The sequence below is a fragment of the Companilactobacillus keshanensis genome (genome assembly GCF_003946205.1).
GTDB classification, from domain to species: domain Bacteria; phylum Bacillota; class Bacilli; order Lactobacillales; family Lactobacillaceae; genus Companilactobacillus; species Companilactobacillus keshanensis.
On record NZ_RHOS01000011.1, the window covers coordinates 45,326 to 67,887 of the forward strand.

Here is a 22,562-nt window from a genome sequence, read left to right on the forward strand (position 1 = left end):
AAACATTAAAAGGGCAGGTATACTGAAATCTATCAGTATACCTGCCCTTTTTGGTGCAAAATAATTTTAACCTGGAAGAATATTAATTATATAAAGTAATCCGATAAAGATGAAGAAAAGAATGTACATTATTGGATTGATTTCTTTTCTTCTACCGGCTGCAATCATTGTTAGTGGATATGCCAAAAATCCAAAGGCAATACCGTAAGAAATATTGTAAGTTAGCGGCATTCCAACAATTGTCAAAAACGCCGGCATGGCTATTTCAAATTTTTCCCAATGAATCTGCTTCATTGATTGGGCCATTAAAATACCGACAATAATCAAAACAGGCGCAGTTACATTAGTAGTAACAACCATTAAAAGTGGTGAAAAGAACATCGATAAAGCAAACATTACACCGACAACTAAAGATGTTAATCCGGTTCTACCACCGATGGCGATACCAGCACTTGATTCAACATAAGCAGCAGTTGGAGTTGTACCCATTACCGAACCACCCAGCATTGAAATTGAATCAGCCATAAGTGCTTGTCCGATTCTTGGCATTTTATTATCTTTCATGAAGCCAGCCTGTTCAGCTAGTCCAATCAGAGTTCCTGCCGTATCAAAGAATGCCACTAACAGAAATATCAAAACAACCGCCCAAAGTTGTGGTTGGCTGATATCACCTAAGTGAGCAATCCCGACTCCAAATGTTGGTTTCAAACTAGGAATTGTCGAAATAATATGAGTTGGTAATTTAATAAGTCCGGTAATAAGTCCCAAAATAGTTGTCATTACCATTCCAATAAAAATTGAACCCGGAACCTTTCTAGCCATTAAAATACCCGTAACAATTAATCCGAAAATAGTTAACCATGTTGTTGGAACAGTGAACGAACCCATTGCTACAAGAGTTGACTTGCTTCCAACGATCAATCCTCCGCCTTTTAATCCAACAAAGGCTATAAAAATACCAATACCAGCCGCAATAGCCAATTTCAAATCGTGCGGTATTGAATTAATTACGATCTCACGCAATTTTACTACTGATAATATCAAGAAAAGAATACTTGAGATGAAAACTCCCGCCATTGCAGTTTGCCAAGGAATCCCCATTGCCAAAACAACCGAATAAGTAAAGAAAGCATTATCTCCAAGTCCTGGTGCAATTGCAATTGGATAGTTTGCCAAAATCGCCATCAAAACTGATCCCAAAATCGCTGAAAGAGCCGTAGCTGTGAATACAGCTCCTTTATCCATCCCCGCATCACCCAAAACTTGTGGATTAACAAACAAAATATAAGCCATCGAAACAAATGTTGTCAGACCCGCTAATACTTCACGTCTAACAGTTGTATTTGCTTCTTTCAAATGAAATAATCGTTCAACGAAGCTTAAATCCTTTGCCGTAGATTCCAATATTAATCTCCTTTTGAAAATATATTTCTATACTCGAAGTATCGCAAATATGAAAGCAAAGGTCAAGTAAAATACGATTATTTTTAATGTATAACCATTATATTGTTCGTATTTTATAATGATTTAGTTATCCAAATTCTTTGATTATCAGCAAAATGTGTATTATTCTTAACTATAAACAGTACGTAAGGAGTTATTCATTTGCTTTCAAAAACTATCACAACAAAGTTTGTTTACGGGCTTCCTAAGGCCGAATTGCATGTTCATTTAGAAGGTACTTTAGAACCCGAATTAAAGCTCGCTTTGTCTCAAAAGAATCATATTGATATTGGTCAGACGAATGTTGAAGATATACGGAAAACCTATAAATTTAATTCATTACCATCATTTCTAGCTGTCTATTACTCAAGTATGATGGTTCTTCAAACTGAAGATGATTTTTATCAACTTGCTATGGAATATTTAAAACATGCGAAGGAAAATAATGTTCGCCATGTCGAAATGTTCTTTGATCCCCAAGGACATTTAGCTAGAGGTATTAATTTTGATACAGTTATAAATGGTTACTATCGAGCTTGCCAAGATGCCAAGGCTTTAAATATCGACGCACAATTGATCATGTGCTTTTTACGAGATATGCCGGCACAATCTGCTAACGAGATATTATTAATGGCTCAACATCATCGTGAAAAAATTATCGGTATCGGTTTGGACTCCGATGAACATCACAATCCACCTTTGAAATTTGCTTACCAATTTGCCAATGCTACCTCCCAAGGTTATCGTACTACGATGCACGCTGACATTGATCAAGTCAATTCTATTGAACATATTAAACAAGCTTTAGAAATCATAAACGTGAATCGTTTGGACCATGGAACAAATATAGTTGAAAATCCAGATTTAGTCAGATGGGTTGCACAAACTCAGATTGGTTTGACTACTTGTCCGCTATCTAATAAATTTATTTCTGATGATTCTAAAGGTAAAGAAATCTTGGACTTACTAGATCAAGGTATAAAAATTTCAATAAATTCAGATGATCCAGCCTACTTTGGAGGCTATATTAGCGACAATTACCTTGCCTTGAATACAGAATTCGAAGTATCAAAAGAAGATATCATCAAGCTAGCCAAAAACTCATTTGAAACTTCTTGGATCAGTCCTGTTCAGAAACAAATATATTTGAACGAAATTGATAATTACGTTAATAATTACGAAGAGTAAACAAAAACCGATACTTACATTCAAGTATCGGTTTTTTGATCGAACTATGAGTATTCTGCTATTTCATTAATATCACATGGAGTAGTTCTACAACAACCACCTATTAATCTGGCACCGGCATCGATCCATTTGGGTACTAATTCTTTGAAAGACCTAGTTTGAGGATTAGGTTGCCAAGTTTTTGTTTTAGGATCATAGATATCTCCATTATTAGGATAAACGACGATCGGTTTCTTTGTTACTTTTCTAATGTTAACAATAGAATCTTCAATATTTTCTAATTTAGTGCAATTCACTCCGATCGCGGCAATCTGTTGGTTATCATTAAAGTACTTCACTGCTTCATTCAACGGCGTGCCATCACAAAGTGTCTGACTATCCTTGATACTAAATGACATCCAGGCAGTTTTCCTGGGAAATTCAGTATTCAGTAACTTGGATAGAGCCTTGGTTTCTTCAAAATTTGGCTGTGTTTCAAATGCAAATAAGTCAACCTGAGCTTCATTCAAAAGTTGCATTCTTTGACGATGAAAATTCATAAATTCAGTGATTGATAAATCGTAGTCGCCACGATATTCACTACCATCGGCCAAATACGCACCATATGGCCCAATACTACCGGCGACCAATAAGTCACTATTTTTGAACTCTCCTTTGGCCGATTGAGCAAGTTGTACCGCTTTAATAATTAATTTTTTTGATTCAGTTTCACTCAAACCGAATTGTTGAAATTTTCCCACGTTAGCCTGATAGGTATTGGTCGTAGCTACTTTAGCACCAGACTTAAAGTAACTTTCATGTACTTCCTTGATGGCCTCAGGATTCTTGATTAATGCCATAGCTGACCACAACTCATTATCGGTATCAATGCCGTGCTTCTCCAATTCAGTTGCCATCGCTCCATCAAGTACCAATAGAGAATTATTTTTTAGTTGATCAGAAATATAATTAATCATTTTGCACCTTCAATTCCTTTTTTTAATTGTTATTTAAATTCAAAAAGTTTAAAGTGTCTTTATTAAACTTTTCTCATCTTATTCTAATAATAGCTAATATGCAAGGGGGATTATCTTGGGGGATAAAGACGTACACATTAAATTAAAGAGAAATATGGAATCAAGACATCTTCTGATGATCTCATTGGGAGGTGTCATTGGAACTGGACTATTTTTAAGTTCCGGATATACAATTCACGAGGCCGGTCCAATAGGTACAATTTTGGCCTACGGAATTGGAGCCATTGTCGTTTATCTAGTCATGTTATGTCTAGGTGAACTATCAGTTGCGATGCCTGAAACTGGCTCTTTTCACGTCTATGCTGACAAATATATTGGACCTGGCACTGGGTTTACAGTGGCTATTTTATATTGGCTCACTTGGACAGTTGCTCTAGGATCAGAATTTACCGCAGCGGGATTGATCATGCAGACCTGGTTTCCTAAATCCCCGACTTGGATCTGGAGTGCGTTGTTCATGCTTGTTATTTTCGTATCTAATGCACTTTCAGTTAAATTTTTTGCGGAAACCGAATTTTGGTTTTCTAGTATTAAAGTTATTGCAATTATAATTTTCATTATTCTTGGCGGTTTGGCAATCTTTGGGGCTATTCATATCAAAGGTTACACTCACGCTCCAATGTTTAATAATCTTTTTAAAGATGGTATCTTTCCTAATGGATTTAAAGCTGTTTTCACAACTATGCTGACAGTTAACTTTGCCTTTTCAGGAACAGAATTGATCGGTGTTACTGCCGGTGAAACTAAAGATCCTGGTAAAAATATTCCTCGTGCAATTCATACTACATTGTTAAGATTAGTGATCTTCTTTATTGGTAGTATTGTTGTTATGGCGGCCTTGATTCCATGGCAAAAAGCTGGAGTAAACCAAAGTCCATTTGTACTAGTTTTTAAAAGTATTGGCCTACCATTTGCTGGAGATTTAATGAATTTCGTCGTTTTAACTGCCATTTTATCGGCTGCAAATTCTGGACTATATGCCTCAACTAGAATGCTGTGGTCATTGGCTCATGAAGGTATGATTCCTATGCGCTATGCAAAAACTAATTCTCGTGGTGTTCCTTTAATTGCTTTATCACTAAGTATGCTGGGCGGAATATTGGCATTAGTATCTAGCGTTGTTGCTGCCTCTACGGTCTATCTAATTCTCGTTTCGATTTCTGGATTAGCGGTGGTTTTTGTCTGGATGGCAATTGCCTTATCTGAAATCAATTTTAGAAAAAGTTGGCTGAAGTCTGGGCATACTGTGGACGAATTGAAGTTCAAGACGCCTTGGTACCCGGTAATTCCTTGGGCAGCGTTCATTATGAGTTTATTATCCTGTTTCTTGATCGTCTTTGATCCTAATCAAAGATCAGCCTTATTTTATATGATTCCATTCGTTCTATTATGCTATGGAGTTTATTATGGAAAAGAATATTTGAAAAAATCATAAAAATCGACCTTAATCATAAATTTTAAGTTTGTCTATTTTCAATCCTTCTGACTAATTTAGACTTTTTATTAATTCATGTAAATACCCACAAAGAGGCGTTGTATCACATCTGAGATAATCTGATATGATACAACGCCTCTTTTTTTTTAAAACTAATTATTATTTAAATATGGATAATGTGCCATCTGTGGTACATCATCCCAATGGACTGGATAACCAGCACCATGTGCACAAAAGACTGATCCTGGTGTATTTTCTAGATCTGAAACTGGATCATAATCATATTTATCAATGATTTCTTCTGCATTATGGCAAGGTCGGTATCCATCAACGAAACATTCGACCTGACCTTCACCATGAGTATAGGCATTAACTTCTTGAGCATAATCGCGCATTTCTGAAACGGGTGCATTACCTGTCAATATTGACATACCATTGCCTGCATCTTCTGGCGTATTAAAATTTCCACTCATCTTTTGAACATCACTCATAGCACGGCCGACTTGTTCTTGATCAACTACCAATCTAAATCGGTACCACGGTTCAAGCAATTGACAAGCATTATTGAGTTTAGCCACCATTAAGCCTTGCCTTACAGCACGCCATGTTGCTTCTTTAAAATCTCCACCGACTGAATGAACGATACTTGCCTTTCCACCAACCAAAGTTATACGCATATCGGTCAATGGGGATCCAGTTAGTACACCAAGATGTTCTTTAGAATTGAGATTAGTCAATACTTGGTGTTGCCAATTTTTACCTAATACTTCCAAACTACAATCTGAATCAAAGACTAATCCACTATTTCCTTCAGCAGCTTGTAATAACAAATGCACTTCCGCATAATGACGCAAAGGTTCAAAATGACCAACACCTTCAATTGTTTTCGTGACGGTCTCTTTGTAGAGAACTCCACCCTTTCCAAAGGCCATGTCTAAATCAAATCGATCCAGTAATAATTGTTGTAGGATTTCTAATTGAACTTCACCCATTATTTGAACACTTATTTCTTCCAAATGACTGGACCATGAAGCATGGAGCTGGGGATCCTCATCCTCTAATTGTCTTAAAGCCATCAAACAAGTGTGGATATCATTATTCTTAGGATCAACTGCATAATTTAAAACCGGCTGGATCTCTGGTGCACTGGCATCCTCATTTTTACCCAATCCTTGACCTGGTTTTGTGTCAGTCAAACCGGCAATAGCACAGACCTCACCAGAAAGGATCTCTTGTGACAATGTAAACTTATCACCATTATAAACTCGCAATTGATTAGCTTTTTGTTCACCGATAACAATTGCCTTGTTGTGCAAAACTCCACCAGTCACTCGAACCCAAGTTAATCTTTCGCCTTTTTCGTCATGAGAAATTTTAAAAACACGTGCGCCAAAATCATCTGCGTAATTATTCTCAATGGTCCATTTTTCAAATCCATTCAATAATTCGTCTATACCAGTTAATTTCAAAGCTGAACCAAAATAACACGGAAACACTTTTCGCTGTTTGATAAGGTGTGAAACGTTTGTTTCTAAAAGTTCCCCAGAATTCAAAAATTCGTTCAATATGTCTTCATCTTGCATAGCAATTTCCTCAGACATATCTTCTGTTAATTCATCAAAAAACTCAATACATCCTGATGATAATTCAGCCTGTAACTGTTCTAACACCCTGGATTTATCAGATCCAACAGCATCCATTTTATTTACAAAAATAAAGGTTGGCACATTATAATGATCTAATAATCCCCACAGAGTTCTGGTATATCCTTGAATTCCATCAGTTCCTGAAATAACCAATATTGCATAATCTAGAACACTCAAAACTTGTTCTGTTTGTGAGGCAAAATCTACATGTCCGGGAGTATCGAGTAATGTCAGGTCCAAATCATTAAATTTCAAATTGGCCTGATGTGAAAAAATAGTAATCCCACGTTTCTTCTCCAATTTGTCAGTATCAAGAAAAGCATCCCCATTATCCACTCGACCTAACTGTCTGAGATTACCGTTACGATAGAGTAAACCCTCTGAAAGAGTTGTTTTACCGGCGTCCACATGGGCTACGATCCCTGCTACAATTTGTTTCATTTTAAATACTCCTATTCCTCATATGAATCTAAAACTAAAGATTCCGAAATCAATAATTCACTATACACATCATAAACATATTTGGCCTTATCCAAAGCAGCACCATCAATCAGATCGTACAAATATTTGCGTTCTTCCTCAAAGGCATTCATCAAGATTTGTCGTTCTTCAACCGCTTGAAATCCAGTAAATATGTAACGCTTACTATTAACACCAGACCACTGTTTTAAAAACTGCCTCAAGGTAGTATTCCTATTTTGATCCAATAAATCAAACGTAACACTCTCTTTAACAGCCGGTGATATTTGCAAGTTCGAAACATACTCGATACCAACTCTAACCATTTTTTCACGGACAACTTTTTTATTCATCCATAGATCGTCCTCGTTTTGAACTGGATCCAAGATTAATTTGAAAACAATTGTTGGCGTCAGCATACTCAAAATAATTACAACTGTTTCAGTTAATAAAATCAGGTTGAACAGATGTGTTGAAATTCCCTGTCCCACTAAGGAGAAGACCAAGGCCAGTGTAACTGCACCATGAACTCCACCTAACGAAAAACTGATGGCTTCCATTTGACCATATCTCGTTACAAATTTTGCATAAAGATATCGTATCACTAATGACACTAAATAGATGACGATTCCCATCCACAGCCACTCTAAAGTGCTAGTTAGTTCAGTCTTTTTTTCAATTATGATTCTCATCAAAGATAAGCCTAAGATCACAAAGACAAATCCATTCATCGTGTCACCGATGAAATTCACCGTCTGATTAAAGAAGCTTAAATATCTTGGGCTGGAAAAGCGACTCCGACTCATTTCTCCATTAAAAATCAATCCTGCACTAACAACAGCAATGATTCCAGAAAGATTCAATTCTTCAGCAGCCAAATAAATCAAAATTGGTGTCGCAAAGTAGACGATCAAATGTGATGAAGTGACATTAAATCGTGTCCGAATGATCATTTGTCGACATACCATGATAATAAAGGCCACCAATAAACCAAGTAGTGCACCACCAATGGCAGTCAAAATGAAAACTCCAAAATTTTTGGCATATGACAAATGACCGGTCTTGAACCAAATGACTCCAGCTTGCAGAAGAATAATGCCAGAAGCATCGTTGAATAATGATTCCATTTTCAAAACTGTTTCAGTCCGTTTAGGCATCTTACGACCTTCACTGACCGAATCCATTGCCGTCGCATCAGTCGGTGTACTGATGGCAATCAAGATCAAAGCAAATGGTAAAGTTAAACTGAATACTTGGCTGATCGTAAACAATCCTGCAATAGCAGATACCAGCGCCAAAACCACTGCCGTCCCAATAATCGATTTGATTTTCTTTCTAACTAGGATACTTCTAGTTTTCTGACCTTCCAAAAACAATAACGGTGCGATGATAAAGGCCATAAAAAATTCAAAATCAAATTTTGAAATATAACCATTAATAAGTGGAATAGCCGCAAAGATAATTCCAATAATCAAACTAATATACGTCTTTGAAATAGAACTGACAAATTTCGCTAAAAAGTTACTTAAAGCTACTGCAATCAAAATAATGATCGTCGATACATACATTTCCATAAACTATTCCCCCACTCAAAAAAAACAAGGCGTGAAAAAACTATGTTTTTCCACACCTACTAGTCATTTTTGAGGTTATATTAACTATTTAATTTTGTCAATTAATAAGCGGTTTGAATCGTCTCTAGGTATGAGAATGGTCACCTGCTATGCGGACCGGTCCCAGCCTTGGTCTGGTACCTCGGTTTGAAGCCTTACAAAGTTCGGTAAGGCTTCAAACTCGCCCGATGATGTAATGGCTAAAGCCATAACATCATTCTCACAGCTGGTGACCATTCTCATACCCTCCGACTTAATTTATTCAATGAAATCAATTAGTTATATAAACATTAAATGAAATCGAAAAAAGAAGCCATACCACATCTAAAGTGCGATACAACTCCCTCTTATTAAAATTAATGAATTATTTTCGAATACTAAATTAGTCGTAAGGACTGAGAATATTTACCAGCTATGAAAGTGGCGTTACGGCGTGAGCCGTTTACACCACCGGGCGTGTTGGAGACTTGCGAGCAAGGCTTCAACACGAGGTACCAGACCAAGGCTGGGACCGGTCCGCATAGCAGGTGAATATTCTCAGTCCTGTAGACGAGACAACACAATTAAACTCTATTTGTTAATTTTTGCTTCATATGATGCAAGGATTTCATTAATTAAGTCTTCATCCTTAAGACCAGTTACCTTCTTGATAACATCGATAGCTTTATCCTCTTTAAGCATCTTCTGTAATTCAACACTCTCTGAATCTTTAGCCTCGTCAAATGTTAATATCATACCTACTGTGTCTAACAATACACTATAGTCTAATGAGCGCTCTTTCAATTCACGGATTGGGCGAATAAATCTTTCATCAAATCCTAATTTACGGATTGGTGTACGACCAACTCTTAAGATATCATCTGAAATATATTTATTCTCGAAACGACTTAGGATCTTATCTTGATAAGCTTTGTGTTCTGCAGGATCGAAGTTCCATTTGTGAATCAATAGGTCACCAGTTTCTTTGAGGGCCCCTTTAACTTGTTTAAGAACTTTTTCGTCAGCAATAGCATCACCGATTGTCTTGTATCCAAGGTATTCACCAGTGTAAGCTACTGTGGCGTGACCTGTATTAACTGAGAACAACTTACGCTCGATATATGGTTCCAGATCCTTAACATAAACAACTGTATCCAATTTAATTGATGGATTCTTCATTTGCGATTCATCAATGACCCATTCCTTGAATGGTTCAACTGAAACGGCCAAAGGATCTTCATGATGTTGGATAGGAACGATACGATCAACAGCTGCATTAGGGAAACCGATATATTCGTCAGCAAACTTCTTATCATCATCTGACAAGTGCTTGTAAACTTCACCCTTTAGAAATTGGCTACCACCGATCATGTTTTCACATGCGATAACGTCCAATGTCTTTTCGTTGCCATTAGCTTTACGTGCACTGATACCATCAGCAATCAAACCAGCGATAAATTGTAAGATCTTAGGTCCGATAGCTGTTGTAACCATGTCAGCATTTTCAATAGCACTAACAACCTTTTCAGGATTGTCTTTATTGTTAATACCGTCTACGTTAGAAACATGAATTTTCTTCTTGCCTTCTGCGGCTAATTCAATATCATATTCTTTTCTATTATTTAAGGCATCAATGATTGTTGAGTTAACATCAACAAAGTGAATGTCGAATCCGTTAGATGCTAAAGTTTCTCCAATGAATCCTCTACCAATATTACCTGCTCCAAAATGTACTGCGTTCATCCTAATCAACTTCCTTTAATAGATTAATTACTTCTTCTGGTGATTGTGCATCGGCTAATTTTTCGACATTAGCAATATCACTACAAAATAGTGCGATCGATGACAACAATTGCAAGTGCTCACCGTTTAATCCTGCAATACCAAATACAACTGTGACAAGTTTTTCATCAGCTGGATCCTCACTGAAATCAACACCCATTGGATATTGAACAATTGAAATCCCAGTTTTCTTGATGAAATGCTTACCATTTTCGGTACCGTGCGGAATAGCTATAAAGTTACCCATATAAACTGATACATCCTTGTTACGGTCAATCATTGAACTGATATATCCGGGTTCAACGTAACCATTGTCAACTAGCAATTGACCAGCTTGTTTGATGGCATCTTCTTTTGTCTTTGCTTCTTGATTAAGTTTGATGAGATTTTTATCTAAGGCCTTCATCGTTTCACTTCCAATCCCTTTGTTTAATAGCGTCCAAAAATAATTCAGATACTAATTCTTTTAATTCATTAGTATTACCATGTTGGTAAACTTTCAGATTACTTTCACTATCAATGATTGAACTGGAGATACCTCCCATCAAATCTGCACTGAAATCATTCATTTCTCTAGGCGCTAACATGAAAAAGCACCGTTTCAAATTCATTGCCTTATGATCCATTCCCTTAATAACGATCCAATTGGACAACTCATAGATTGAGAAAAATGGTTCAATAACAGCTTCATTAGTTGTATGGACTAAGCCCATGCCGGTATTAGGAAGTCCCACTGGAGCTCGTTCCATTCTCTGGAAAAGTGCGGTTGCCACTTTATCAGCATCTGAAACGAATTCTGGTCGTAATCTTCTTGATAGTAACAACAGTGTTTGCTGTAAATTGTAATCACGATTATCAATTTTCTTAACTTCGATATGTTTTAATAACTTTTTAGATACAGATAATTCATCATAAAGATTATTCAATTTAGTTATGGGATCGTTTGTCTTACCCGAGATAGAGAGTCCCCTCTTGACCTCTATGGCACCAAACTGATCGTTTAAATAATCTTTTATTTCTCTAATTTCATTTTGCAAAAGCAATGGTGAGATAACTTTGTAAGGATATTTGAAACCAGGCAAGAAAATTGTTGAGAGAATCAAATCATATTGTTTCAAATCTAATTTACTCAATTCGGCAACTCGAGATACTCGATAATTACTGATTTCCGGTACGGTTTTCTTTAATCTGCTTTTCAAAACTCTGGCTGTCCCAATACCATTTGCACAGACGACTAAGGCGCTAATAATCTTGTCTTGTCGTTGCTGTTCAAAGGCTGATGCAAAATGAATTAGCACATACGCTGCTTCACTACTGGGTAATCTATCGTCAAATACGTCCTTGAGACTATCTTTCACTCTTTCATAAAGCTGTGGATAATTGCTAATGACATTTTTTAGAACTGGATTGTTGATCTCCGGTAACTGGGAGATCTGTCGTTTTAAGGCGGACCCAATGTGCGCCATTAAATCGTTGAACAACGTATCATCAGTTTTAAAATCATATCCAAAACTATCTGAAACTTGTTTGATCAAACTTCTTACCTGATAGGAAAGTTGCAGATCATAGTCATCAAGTAAAACATTATTAGAAATAGAAAAGCTCATTCCTTGAATCTGTTGTGCCATAAATCCTAATTCCATCAATGAAATACGATCTCGAATCGTCTCACTAAACTGATTAAAAAGCTCTATTGCAACATGTTGATATTTGAACAAATTGCTCTGATCAATGTGGTTTAGATGAGAAATAACTCTTTTGTCTTCAATTCTCTTGGCCGAAACAGCCAATATGATAATTAACTGCTTGAGCTGGCTATCGGAGAAATTGGAGAAATCAGTCTTGATACGACTTTGAATTGCTTCGTTTGCTTGTTTGACCAAATCGACATCTAATAAATTGATAAAATACTGAGATGTCGTGATCGATCCAATTGCTGTATCATTCATGAGAAATTCGAAGAATTCATATTCGTTGATTTCACTAGAAAGAATGCCGCTGATAACTCGGCGAACATTACTTTCTTTTCCGATTATTTCTATGCCTTTGGCCTTAATTCGGGAGATATCAAGTTGATAATCGTTGAAAATACCTTCTATCACTTTCAAATCCTGGGTAATAGTGGATACACTGACCTCAAACTCATCAGCTAAAGCACCAATGGTAGTTATTTTATTAACAGTCAACAACTTACAAGCTAAAGCACTCTGACGTGTTTCAACTGAAGATATGGTTGCCTGTTTATTGGGTTGGACCAGCATTGAATTCAGTTCATCCAAATTCTCTTTACTGCCGACCAAATAATAACTGCCATCCTCTTTGGTTAAACTAATGGCTAAATGAGCCAAGCTTGTTTCCAAACTCGATAATTCACGGTAAATCGTTCGACGACTTACATGAATATTTTTCATCAAATCAGCGATTCCTAAACCATTAGGGTTCTTTAATAAAAGTAATGATATTTCCGACTCTCGGCTTGATAGATTCATCCTTTTTCGTCCTTGCAGAATTATTTAAGTTCTGCAATAAGTTTATCATACTCAGGTGCATCCATTAGATTATCAACCATGAGCACTTGAACATTCTTGAATGATAACTTGATACGTTTTGCAGTATCACGACTAGCAATTACAAGAACCTCTGCTTCATCATCAACTTCACCAACTGAAAGATGTTGAACTTTGACGTCTGATACACCGGACTTCTTCATATTATCTTTGAACAATGAACGTCCCATAGTTGCGGAGCCAACATTTTGATCATGATGAATGAAGTCGATTACTTTGATCTTTGAAACATCTATATCTTGAAGATTGCTTGACTCGGCAGTTTCCTTTTTAGCATCCTTGTCAGCCTTAGGAGCACTGTCAACGGTATCGGAAACTTCTTTAGTCTTTAAACCTGTAACAATTTCGTCGTACTTAGGTGAATTCAAGAAATTCTCAACTGCAACGTGAACGGCTGAAGGTGTCTTTTGAAGGGCACGATTTGCTAATTCATCTTGTGTAACAACTAATAATCCTGGTTCATCTTTCAAATTATTGATAGCTGTATTTGTAACTGATAGTCCCAAACCAGCTTTTTTAACTTTATCTCTAAGAATTGAAGCACCCATTGCTGATGATCCCATTCCGGCATCACAAGCAAAGATAATGTGGTTAACTTCATTAGCTGTTGAAAGGATAGCACGAGCATCTTCTGTTGATGCAGCTGATGCATCTGAAGTGCCTTTAGCTGAACCTTTCATATTTGCCAATTTGGCCTGACTGGTTTCAAGATCTGTATCTTCTGTCTTATCACGTTTCAAAATAATCATTGAAATCAAGAATGAAACGACCGTTGCAACAGCGACACCACTTAGAACCCCAATATAATTTCCCAGACCCTTAGGAGTCATGAGAAGAATTGAAATAATAGAACCTGGTGAAGGTGAAGCCTTCAAACCTGCTCCAAATAGGTTAAACATGAATGTACCTGAAACACCACCGGCGATTACTGATAGGAACAATGCAGGTTTCATTAATACATATGGGAAGTAAATTTCATGAATACCACCAAAGAAGTGAATAATTGCGGCACCAGAAGCACTACTCTTAGCACTACCCTTACCAAAGAACATAAATGCCAACAATACTCCAAGACCTGGACCTGGATCTGGTTCAAGCAAGAATAGAATTGATTTACCAGCAGATGCTGATGCTTGAATACCTAATGGTGTTAAAATACCTTGATTAATAGCATTATTTAAGAATAAAATTTTTGCTGGTTCAATGAAGATATTTGCTAATGGAATAAGATTATGTTTGATGATCCAATCTACACCTACAGCTAATATTCCAGAAAGTCCTGAAACAACTGGACCTATTCCGAAGAATCCGACAATTGCCAACAACATACCTAAAATACCGGCTGAGAAGTTATTAACAAGCATTTCGAATCCTTGTTTAGTTCTTGGCTGAGCCCATGCATCAAATTTCTTGATACACCAACCAGCTAAAGGTCCCATAATCATGGCACCAATAAACATTGGAATATTTGTACCAACAATGACACCCATTGTTGCAATAGCACCAACGACACCTCCACGATGTTCGTCAACCATGCTACCACCTGTAAAGGCGATTAATAATGGCAATAAATATGTAACCATTGGCGTGATCATTTTTGCCAATTGGGCATTAGGAAGCCAACCTGAAGCCATAAATAAGGCTGTAATAAGTCCCCAAGCAATGAATGCCCCGATATTTGGCATAACCATTCCTGAAAGCTTACTACCTAGACGCTGAGTCTTCGTTTTGAGCGAAGTCTTTTCTTTTTTTGCGTCACTATTTGAAACTGCCTTCATATTTCTAACACTCCTTCCAAGCACTTAAAACGCTTATAAGAAATATTGTATGCGTTTCCCAAATTTCCATCAACGATAGCTTTGGCACAAAAATCTATGACAAAACTTGGTATAGACAAATTTTCTGTAAATTCTTGACAGAGACCATCAAAGACAACTATAATTGGACTATACCAAACAAGAGGTATAATTCTGAAGGGAGTAACATATATAATGAAAGTTATTGTTACAAGTAATAAAGAGATTGCCGGTAAAGAAGCATTTAAACTTATTAAATCAGCTATGGATGACGGTGCTAAGGTTCTTGGTTTAGCAACTGGTAGTACACCAATTCCTTTATATAAGGAAATGATCGCCAGCGATGTTGATTTCTCAAAGATGACATCAGTTAACCTGGACGAATACGTTGGTCTTGCACCAGAAGATCCACAAAGTTACCGCTACTTCATGCAATCAAACCTATTTAACAAGAAACCATTTGCAGAAACATTTGTTCCTGATGGTAAAGCAAAAGATTCTTCAGAAGAAGCAAAACGTTACAATAAAGTTATTGCTGATCACCCTATTGATCTCCAAGTTCTTGGCTTGGGTCGCAATGGTCACATTGGTTTTAACGAACCAGGTTCACCATTTGATGTAGAAACAAGAAAAGTTCAATTAACAGAATCAACTATTGAAGCAAACTCCAGAAATTTTGAAAACGAAAATGACGTACCTCGTTACGCATACTCAATGGGTATTGGTTCAATCCTTAAAAGTAAAAAGATCGTCTTGATGGCATTCGGTACAGAAAAAGCCGATGCTGTTAAAGGAATGATCGAAGGCAAAGTTACAAATGACTGCCCTGCATCAGTTCTTCAAACAAAAGACGATGTAACAATCATCGTTGATAAAGACGCTGGTAGTGAATTAAGTGATTCATCAATCGACGAAAAAATTAACTAGTTTCTACTATATATATATATAGTCAAATTGATCCCCCCATCTGCCAATTTTGGTAGATGGGGGATCTTTTGTTGTTATGTCATATATGACACTATGCTATGCTATTTAATAGTAGACACAAAAAGAGCCATGCCGTAGGCATGGCTCTTAATTTGAAAATGCGTTTACTTAACTTTGTCCATAGATAGGAACTTAGGATTTGGTGTAATATTAAATGATTTAGCCAAATCTCTTAAGTCATCATCAGTTATTTCTTGTTTGATGTCTCCACCTTGGCTTTGGATTGTTGTATAGATCAAAGCTGCCTTCTCAACAGTTTCGATTAATCCATAAACTTCATCCATATTATCACCACAACCGAAGATACCATGATGTGGCCACATAACAACTCTGAATTCATTCATTTTATCAGCAGTTGCTTGTCCGATTTCGTTTGTACCAGGTGTCATATAAGGAATGATACCAACACCTTCTGGGAAGACAACCAATGATTCAGCTTGCATCTTCCATAGTAACTTACTAATTTCTTTTTCATCCAACTTTTGAGTGAATGATAGAGCAACCCAGTTTGTTGGGTGACAGTGCATAACAACTCTTTGATTTGAATCAACTTTTTGTCTGGCAATATGTGTCATCAAATGTGCAGGGAATTCACTTGTTGGTTGACCACCGTCGTTGAAGCCCCAGTATAAGTCAACTGAGTTACCTTCATCAGTGATTTTAACCAAACCTGCATCTCTATCAGGGAAATTATGAACGTTCTTAAAATAACGACCTGTACCAGTAACTAAGTAATATTGTCCAGCTAGAGGGGATGCGTCAAATTTGATGGGAATGTTTCTGATAACCTTATTAAGGTCATCAAATTGATCTACTTCTTCTTGTGTTAAACGAAGACTGACATTACCACCGTTTCTTTCGTCCCAGCCATGTTTGTATAACTCGTTAGTGATTTCGGACATTTTCTTTACATACTTTGAATTTATAAATTCCATTATTTTTCTTCCCTTCTGAAGCTGAACTAATTAATTTTAGTTACGTTTGAATTGAACGTCTTTTTCATATTGATGGATGCTATCTAGCCAATCATTACCAACTGGTACATCGTTACGTAGACAGAATTCGTCCCAAACAGCACCAAATGGATATGATTTAAGCTCTTCTGTTTCTACCAATCTTGTAGTAAAGTCGTAGTTTAATTCAGCTTTCTTCAATTGTTCGATTGGTTCAAGCATACCTTGTAATAGAGCCTTTTGTGTAGCACGGGCACCAATAACCCAAGCAGCAACACGGTTGATTGTAGCATCGAAGAAGTCTAGTCCGATGTTTGTCTTACTTAATTCATTATCACGAACTAATGAACGAGCAATTCTAACAAGTGCTTCATCAAAGATAACAACGTGATCACTATCCCAACGTACAGGACGTGAAACGTGTAACATCAAACCTTTACCAAATGGTAGGAAGGCTGAGAATTTATCAGAAACATCTTCTGTTGGGTGCCAGTGTCCAGCATCAATTGTCCATAACTTGTTTCTTGTCAAAGCATAGTTGTTGTAGAACAAGTGTGAACCAACAGTATATGATTCAATACCAGTACCGAATAGTTTACCTTCAAAGGCTTCGATAGTGTTCTTTTCGTCATATTGTTTCTTGTCAATTTCATCCAATGAATCAATTAGACGAAGACGTGGTGTAGCTTTGTCGATAGGATTATCTTTAAAGCCATCTGGAATCCACAAGTTGTTAACTGATTGTTGACCTAATTCTTTACCAAAGTAGTTAGCAATGGCACGAGTTTTCTTACCATGTTCGATCCAGAAATCACGGATATCTTTATCAGGACTTGCTAAAGTAAAGTTTTCCTTAACCTTAGGATGTGAGAAGAATGTTCCGTTCATATCCAATCCAATTTTTTCTTTCTTAGCCCAATCTACCCAGTAACTGAAATCTTCTGGTTCGATCTCATCGAGATCCTTCTTCTTGTCAGTTACGGCATAAATAGCGTGCATTTGAACTTTATGTGATCCAGGAATAAGTGAAAGTGCTTCACTCAAGTCACCAGATAATTCATCAGGTGTACGTGCAATACCAGGATAATTACCACTTACACCAATACCGCCAGTTAACTCTTGGCCTGGGAATAAGAATCCATGAATGTCATCGCCTTGCCAGCAATGTACAGATAATTTAACTTTAGCTAATTGTTTCATAACTGCTTCAGTGTCAACACCAATTTCGGCGTATCGTTCTTTAGCAACTTTGTATGCGTCTTCGACTTCTTCAGTTTTAACCATTAATAATTCCTCCTAAATTGTGTTACTAATCTAAATGAAATAGCTCGTCTAAATCAACGGTTACAGGGCTCTTGTCAGGATTTGTGTCCATCAAAGGCTCCATGTATGCCCACCATTTTTTGGCAGCATCAGTTTTGGCAATATCATTATATTTTTCAACATTGTCGACCTCAAGATAAGCAAACAACATGCCATCTTCCTTATTTAAGAAGATTGAATAGTTGTGTGCTCCGGCTTCCTTCAAAGCCTTACGCATTTCTGGAAATAGATTATTGTGTCTCTTCTCGTATTCAGCATAAGAGTCCTTATGCAAATACATTATTTGACCCATTCTTTTCATTGAACTGTATCTCTCCCTTCAGTGTTTAAAAAATCTTGATACTCATGGAGCGTGTTACCATATTTATTTGTTTCGGGCTTGAAAGTCTTAACAGGATATGAATCCCTGATAACCTTTCTACCTTCAGCAATATTGTTGATGTCGTTCTTTGTGATCATTTGAACCATTAAGTTACCAATGGCTGTTGCTTCACCTGGTCCAGCGTAAACTTTGATATTTGACAATGTACTTGTTAATTGATTGAGGAGCGCAACATTTGATCCACCACCAACAATATTTAAAGCATCCAATTCATAACCCAGAATTCTATTTAGTTCTTGTATTTCATTTGCGTAATACAAGGCTAAGTTAGAATAAACTGCCATTGTCAATTCTCCAGGCGTTTCAGGAACTTTTTCATTATGTTCTTTACAATATGCCTGAATCTCTTTAGTCATATTTTCAGGATTTGCGAATCGATCGTCGTTAACATTAATGAATTGTTCAAATGGACTAACTTTTTCAGCCATTGAGGCCAATTCACTAAAACTATACTTATCATCGAATTCGTGTTTCAAGTTTTGAACCATCCAAAGTCCCATGATGTTCTTTAGAAAACGATATGTACCATAGGCACCCCATTCATTTGTATAATTACCTTGGAATGCCAATTCACCGTTTTCTGGGACATTCAATTCTGTACCTAATAATGACCAAGTACCTGAACTTAAGAATGCCCAGTGATCGCCTTCACCAGGAGTACCCAAGACAGCTGATGCTGTATCATGAGTAGCGACTGTGATTACTTCTGTTTCCGGCAAGTCATAAATGGTATGCCACTTATGACGGATCTTACCTAAGATTGTTCCAGATTCAACTAATCTTGGGAATTGATCTTGTTGAACGTGAACTTTATCCAACAAGTTATTATCAAAGAGTCCCTCACGAAGATTAAGCATTTGTGTAGTAGAAGCATTTGTTACTTCTGTTACAGCATTACCCGTCAAAACATATCCGATATAATCAGGTATCATCATAATTTTGTCAGTCTCAGCAAGTTCTTCTCTATTTTCTGTATAAAGTTGATACAAAGTATTGAAGTTAAGGAATTGAATACCAGTCTTCTTATATATGTAACTCTTAGGAAGATCTGATGTTAATTCTTCCATCGCATTCTTTGTTCTAGCATCACGATAACTGATAGGATCTTCTACTTTTTTGCCGTCCATGCCGACCAAAACATAGTCAACAGCCCAAGTATCGATACCTAACTGAACATCATCGTATCCAGCCTTTTTAATTTTTTCCAAGCCAACGAAGATTTCATTCATGATTGACTCAATGTTCCATCGATCATGACCATTTTCTTTTGTAAAGCCATTCTTAAAACGGTGCATTTCTTGTAGTTGAAGTTTGCCTTTATCTAAAGTTCCAAGCATCAGGCGACCACTTGAAGCACCAATATCAACGGCTACATAAGCTTTACTCATGATTAAACCTCCTGTCCACTTGTGGAATCATCTGAATCTTCTGGAGATCCATCAGTAGTTCCATATCTTTCTTTAGAAATTTCTTCCAATGATTTGCCTTGTGTATGTGGAGTCCAAATTGTACCGATTACTAATGAAATTAGTAGTAGAACAATCATGAATGTACCAGCGGCCTTGAATCCCATTGTTGTTAAGATAGTTGGGAATATAATTGACCAAACACCGGCAGATGCACGAACAACGAAGAACATGACACCTTGTGATCCAGCACGATACTTAGTAGGGAACAATTCTGTTGCCCACAATGCGTACCAAGCTTGAGCACCGATACCAGCTGAAACACCCCAGATAATAACGAACAACCAAAGGCTAGTCCAATTCATACCAGCAAATGTCAAGATAATCCACGAAGCTGCAGCCATTGCTGCACCAACAAAGAAGAAAATTCTGTGGTTAGCTTTATCACCATACTTAGCAAAACCAAAGTATGTTGCTAAAGCTGTAAAGATCCATAATACTGCTTGCAATAAGTTAGCTTGTAGGTTTGTTAGACCACCAGCTGTTTCGTACACGTATGGCATGAAGAATCCCATAGCACCAGCTACAAGGTTCCAGAACATGTATACACCGATCAAGAATAATAGCGATTTAATATTAATTGCATTTGAGAATAACTCTTTATATGGATGTGGTTTCTCTCCACTGAGCTTCTCTTTGGCTTTTTGCTCTTCCCAATCCTTGGATTCTTTTAGATTTCTCTGAAGGCTCCAAGCAATGAAAGCGACTACGGCTAAAATGGCAAATAAAATTCTGTTACCCATCAAACCAAGTGGTGCAAATAAAACACCTAATGTAAAGATAAGAGCTGGTCCCATTGACCAAGCAAATTGTGAAATACCAATATTTCTGGCACGATCTGTATCTTCAGATGTTTCTGAGATATAAGTCCAACTTGCTGGAACACCAGCACCAACTGCGACACCTGTTACAATAAATCCAGCTAATAACATTGGAAAATTAACTGAAAATGTTACTATAAGTGCACCAAGTAAATATATAATCATATCGTAAGTATAAATAACTTTACGTCCATACTTATCTGATAGATGTCCACCGATCAACGCACCAATCGCTGATCCGAAAGCATTGGCACTCAAAGCACCAAGTAAACCAACTTCAAAACTACTCAATCCAAACTCATGAGTCCATAAAGTCAAACCACTAGCACCAGCAACAATACAACCGGAATCTAGGAAGTTCGTTAACGATACGGCCATCGTTGACTTTAAAGATCCTTTTCCACTTGAATCACTCATAACTACACCTCACCCTAAATAAAATATTTGCTTGAGAAAACGCTCACATGTTGTTACAAGTTCTAATCTACAGTGAACGCTTACATTCTTAAATGTCATTAGCACAGGTTCTTAGTGACATAATTACAGGGGGTAACTTTATGAATCCGCGTACAATAGCACGTTTAAAGCAACATGAGTTGATCGAAAATCGTCAGTTAAAAACTGGTAAACATATCGACGATATTCCGAATAGAGCGGTAAAACACTCCGATTCGACCAATGAATTCAGGATTCTCAATAATTATTTCTTCCGAAATCGTAATATCTATATTAGTAAACACAGTCGATTCGCAGAGTATCCGGAGCACACACATCAATTTTTGGAAATGAATTACATGTTAAGTGGTGAGTGTGACCAAATAGTCAATGGAAAACAGGTGCATTTGAGAAAAGGTGATCTTTTACTTATAGATGTCGGTTGTTCTCATTCAATTTCTCGGCTTGATGAAGATGATATCTTGATCAATCTTCTATTTAGAGATCAATCAATCAATATCAACTTCTTGAGTGGTATGAGAAAAAGTAACTCGTTAGTTTATAACTTCTTATTAAATAGAGTATCTGGTGGAGGTAAATTAACCCCAAAATACTTGATTTTCAGAAGTGAACACAGTGAAGATATTAAAATGACTATGGAACAGATCATTGAGGAATATTATGAGAAAAGAGAATTCTCTGACACAATTCTTCAAGCTTATCTTTCTATATTATTAGTTAAACTAGTTCGTAATTATCATGTCAGTGCTCCTGAAGGCAGTAACGCTAAACAAAAGTTGATTATCAATATCCTAAAAGATATCTCAAAAAACTACCGTGACATCTCTTTAACTAATTTAGCAACCAAGTACAAATACAATAAGAACTACTTGAGTAACGTTATAAAAAAAGAAACTGGTGATTCTTTCAAAGATTTATTGACCAAGCAAAGATTGATCCAAGCTCATATTTTGATCACCTCAACCACCCTCCCTATAGAGGAAATAGTTGAAAAAATTGGTATGAAAAATAAGACTCATTTCTACAAGAAGTACAAGGAGTTTTATCAAAGAATGCCAGGTGACGATCGAAAATAAAAATTATTTGATTGATTTTTAATTTTTTTTGTGAAATACTTATCGATGAGAAAACGTTCACTGCTATTTAGAAATAAATAAAAGTGAGGAATTACACATATGAAAATTAAAGCAGCTGTAGTTGATAAAGTTAATGATCCATTCGTTATTAAAGATGACGTTGAACTAGCTGAC

At 36.7% G+C, this 22,562-nt stretch carries 17 protein-coding genes; 4 read left to right on the forward strand and 13 right to left on the reverse strand.

All coding sequences use genetic code 11. The annotated features are described in order from the left end of the window. Positions 1 to 66 precede the first annotated feature (66 nt). Positions 67 to 1,404 (reverse strand): NCS2 family permease, encoded by a 1,338-nt coding sequence (locus EKM64_RS07355; protein ID WP_318530741.1) that lies wholly within the window; start codon positions 1,402 to 1,404, stop codon positions 67 to 69. 201 nt (positions 1,405 to 1,605) lie between these two features. Here EKM64_RS07355 and add point away from each other — a divergent pair, with 201 nt between their 5' ends. Beyond that, complete coding sequence (gene add, locus EKM64_RS07360; RefSeq protein WP_125677150.1) at positions 1,606 to 2,631, forward strand: adenosine deaminase; 1,026 nt, start codon at positions 1,606 to 1,608, stop codon at positions 2,629 to 2,631. Positions 2,632 to 2,675: 44 nt separating this feature from the next. Here add and mmuM read toward each other — a convergent pair whose 3' ends face one another. Further along, positions 2,676 to 3,587 carry a homocysteine S-methyltransferase gene (gene mmuM / locus EKM64_RS07365; protein WP_125677152.1) on the reverse strand — a complete coding sequence of 304 codons (912 nt, stop codon included), beginning with the start codon at positions 3,585 to 3,587 and terminating at the stop codon, positions 2,676 to 2,678. Between the two features lie 154 nt (positions 3,588 to 3,741). On the opposite strand from mmuM, the gene EKM64_RS07370 reads away from it, so the two are divergent. After that, positions 3,742 to 5,082: an amino acid permease gene (locus EKM64_RS07370; protein ID WP_125677187.1), complete on the forward strand. Its 1,341-nt coding sequence runs from the start codon at positions 3,742 to 3,744 to the stop codon at positions 5,080 to 5,082. Positions 5,083 to 5,234: 152 nt separating this feature from the next. Here the strand turns inward: EKM64_RS07370 and EKM64_RS07375 are convergent, their stop codons facing one another. The 6 genes from EKM64_RS07375 to EKM64_RS07400 all read right to left on the reverse strand — a co-directional run bounded on the left by EKM64_RS07375 (position 5,235) and on the right by EKM64_RS07400 (position 14,906). Beyond that, positions 5,235 to 7,169 carry an elongation factor G gene (locus tag EKM64_RS07375; protein ID WP_125677154.1) on the reverse strand — a complete coding sequence of 645 codons (1,935 nt, stop codon included), beginning with the start codon at positions 7,167 to 7,169 and terminating at the stop codon, positions 5,235 to 5,237. Between the two features lie 11 nt (positions 7,170 to 7,180). Beyond that, complete coding sequence (locus tag EKM64_RS07380) at positions 7,181 to 8,761, reverse strand: cation:proton antiporter (protein ID WP_125677157.1); 1,581 nt, start codon at positions 8,759 to 8,761, stop codon at positions 7,181 to 7,183. 609 nt (positions 8,762 to 9,370) lie between these two features. Beyond that, complete coding sequence (locus EKM64_RS07385; protein ID WP_125677159.1) at positions 9,371 to 10,522, reverse strand: mannitol-1-phosphate 5-dehydrogenase; 1,152 nt, start codon at positions 10,520 to 10,522, stop codon at positions 9,371 to 9,373. 1 nt (position 10,523) lies between these two features. Beyond that, a complete protein-coding gene (locus EKM64_RS07390) occupies positions 10,524 to 10,967 on the reverse strand; it encodes a PTS sugar transporter subunit IIA (protein ID WP_125677161.1) in 444 nt (147 codons plus the stop codon). Positions 10,968 to 10,971: 4 nt separating this feature from the next. After that, complete coding sequence (locus EKM64_RS07395; RefSeq protein ID WP_125677163.1) at positions 10,972 to 13,050, reverse strand: BglG family transcription antiterminator; 2,079 nt, start codon at positions 13,048 to 13,050, stop codon at positions 10,972 to 10,974. Between the two features lie 20 nt (positions 13,051 to 13,070). Then, on the reverse strand, positions 13,071 to 14,906 hold the full coding sequence (locus EKM64_RS07400) for a PTS mannitol transporter subunit IICB (RefSeq protein ID WP_125677165.1): 1,836 nt from the start codon (positions 14,904 to 14,906) through the stop codon (positions 13,071 to 13,073). A 213-nt stretch (positions 14,907 to 15,119) separates the two neighbouring features. On the opposite strand from EKM64_RS07400, the gene EKM64_RS07405 reads away from it, so the two are divergent. Then, positions 15,120 to 15,851 (forward strand): glucosamine-6-phosphate deaminase, encoded by a 732-nt coding sequence (locus EKM64_RS07405; RefSeq protein ID WP_125677167.1) that lies wholly within the window; start codon positions 15,120 to 15,122, stop codon positions 15,849 to 15,851. A gap of 164 nt (positions 15,852 to 16,015) precedes the next feature. On the opposite strand, the gene rhaD is transcribed toward EKM64_RS07405, so the two are convergent. Genes rhaD through EKM64_RS07430 form a run of 5 tightly spaced genes read right to left on the reverse strand, consistent with a single transcriptional unit; the run spans position 16,016 to position 21,273 of the window. After that, positions 16,016 to 16,846, reverse strand: a complete 831-nt coding sequence (gene rhaD, locus EKM64_RS07410; RefSeq protein WP_125677169.1) for a rhamnulose-1-phosphate aldolase — start codon at positions 16,844 to 16,846, stop codon at positions 16,016 to 16,018. Positions 16,847 to 16,882: 36 nt separating this feature from the next. Next, positions 16,883 to 18,148, reverse strand: coding sequence for an L-rhamnose isomerase (locus tag EKM64_RS07415; protein WP_125677171.1), 1,266 nt, complete (start codon positions 18,146 to 18,148; stop codon positions 16,883 to 16,885). A gap of 25 nt (positions 18,149 to 18,173) precedes the next feature. Then, a complete protein-coding gene (gene rhaM / locus EKM64_RS07420) occupies positions 18,174 to 18,488 on the reverse strand; it encodes an L-rhamnose mutarotase (RefSeq protein ID WP_125677173.1) in 315 nt (104 codons plus the stop codon). Next, on the reverse strand, positions 18,485 to 19,957 hold the full coding sequence (rhaB, locus tag EKM64_RS07425) for a rhamnulokinase (RefSeq protein WP_125677175.1): 1,473 nt from the start codon (positions 19,955 to 19,957) through the stop codon (positions 18,485 to 18,487). The genes rhaM and rhaB overlap by 4 nt, the downstream gene beginning before the upstream one ends. 2 nt (positions 19,958 to 19,959) lie before the next feature. Continuing rightward, positions 19,960 to 21,273 carry an MFS transporter gene (locus EKM64_RS07430; RefSeq protein ID WP_125677177.1) on the reverse strand — a complete coding sequence of 438 codons (1,314 nt, stop codon included), beginning with the start codon at positions 21,271 to 21,273 and terminating at the stop codon, positions 19,960 to 19,962. Between the two features lie 140 nt (positions 21,274 to 21,413). Between EKM64_RS07430 and EKM64_RS07435 the strand changes: the two genes are divergently transcribed. After that, positions 21,414 to 22,388: an AraC family transcriptional regulator gene (locus EKM64_RS07435; protein ID WP_125677179.1), complete on the forward strand. Its 975-nt coding sequence runs from the start codon at positions 21,414 to 21,416 to the stop codon at positions 22,386 to 22,388. Positions 22,389 to 22,562: the final 174 nt, after the last annotated feature.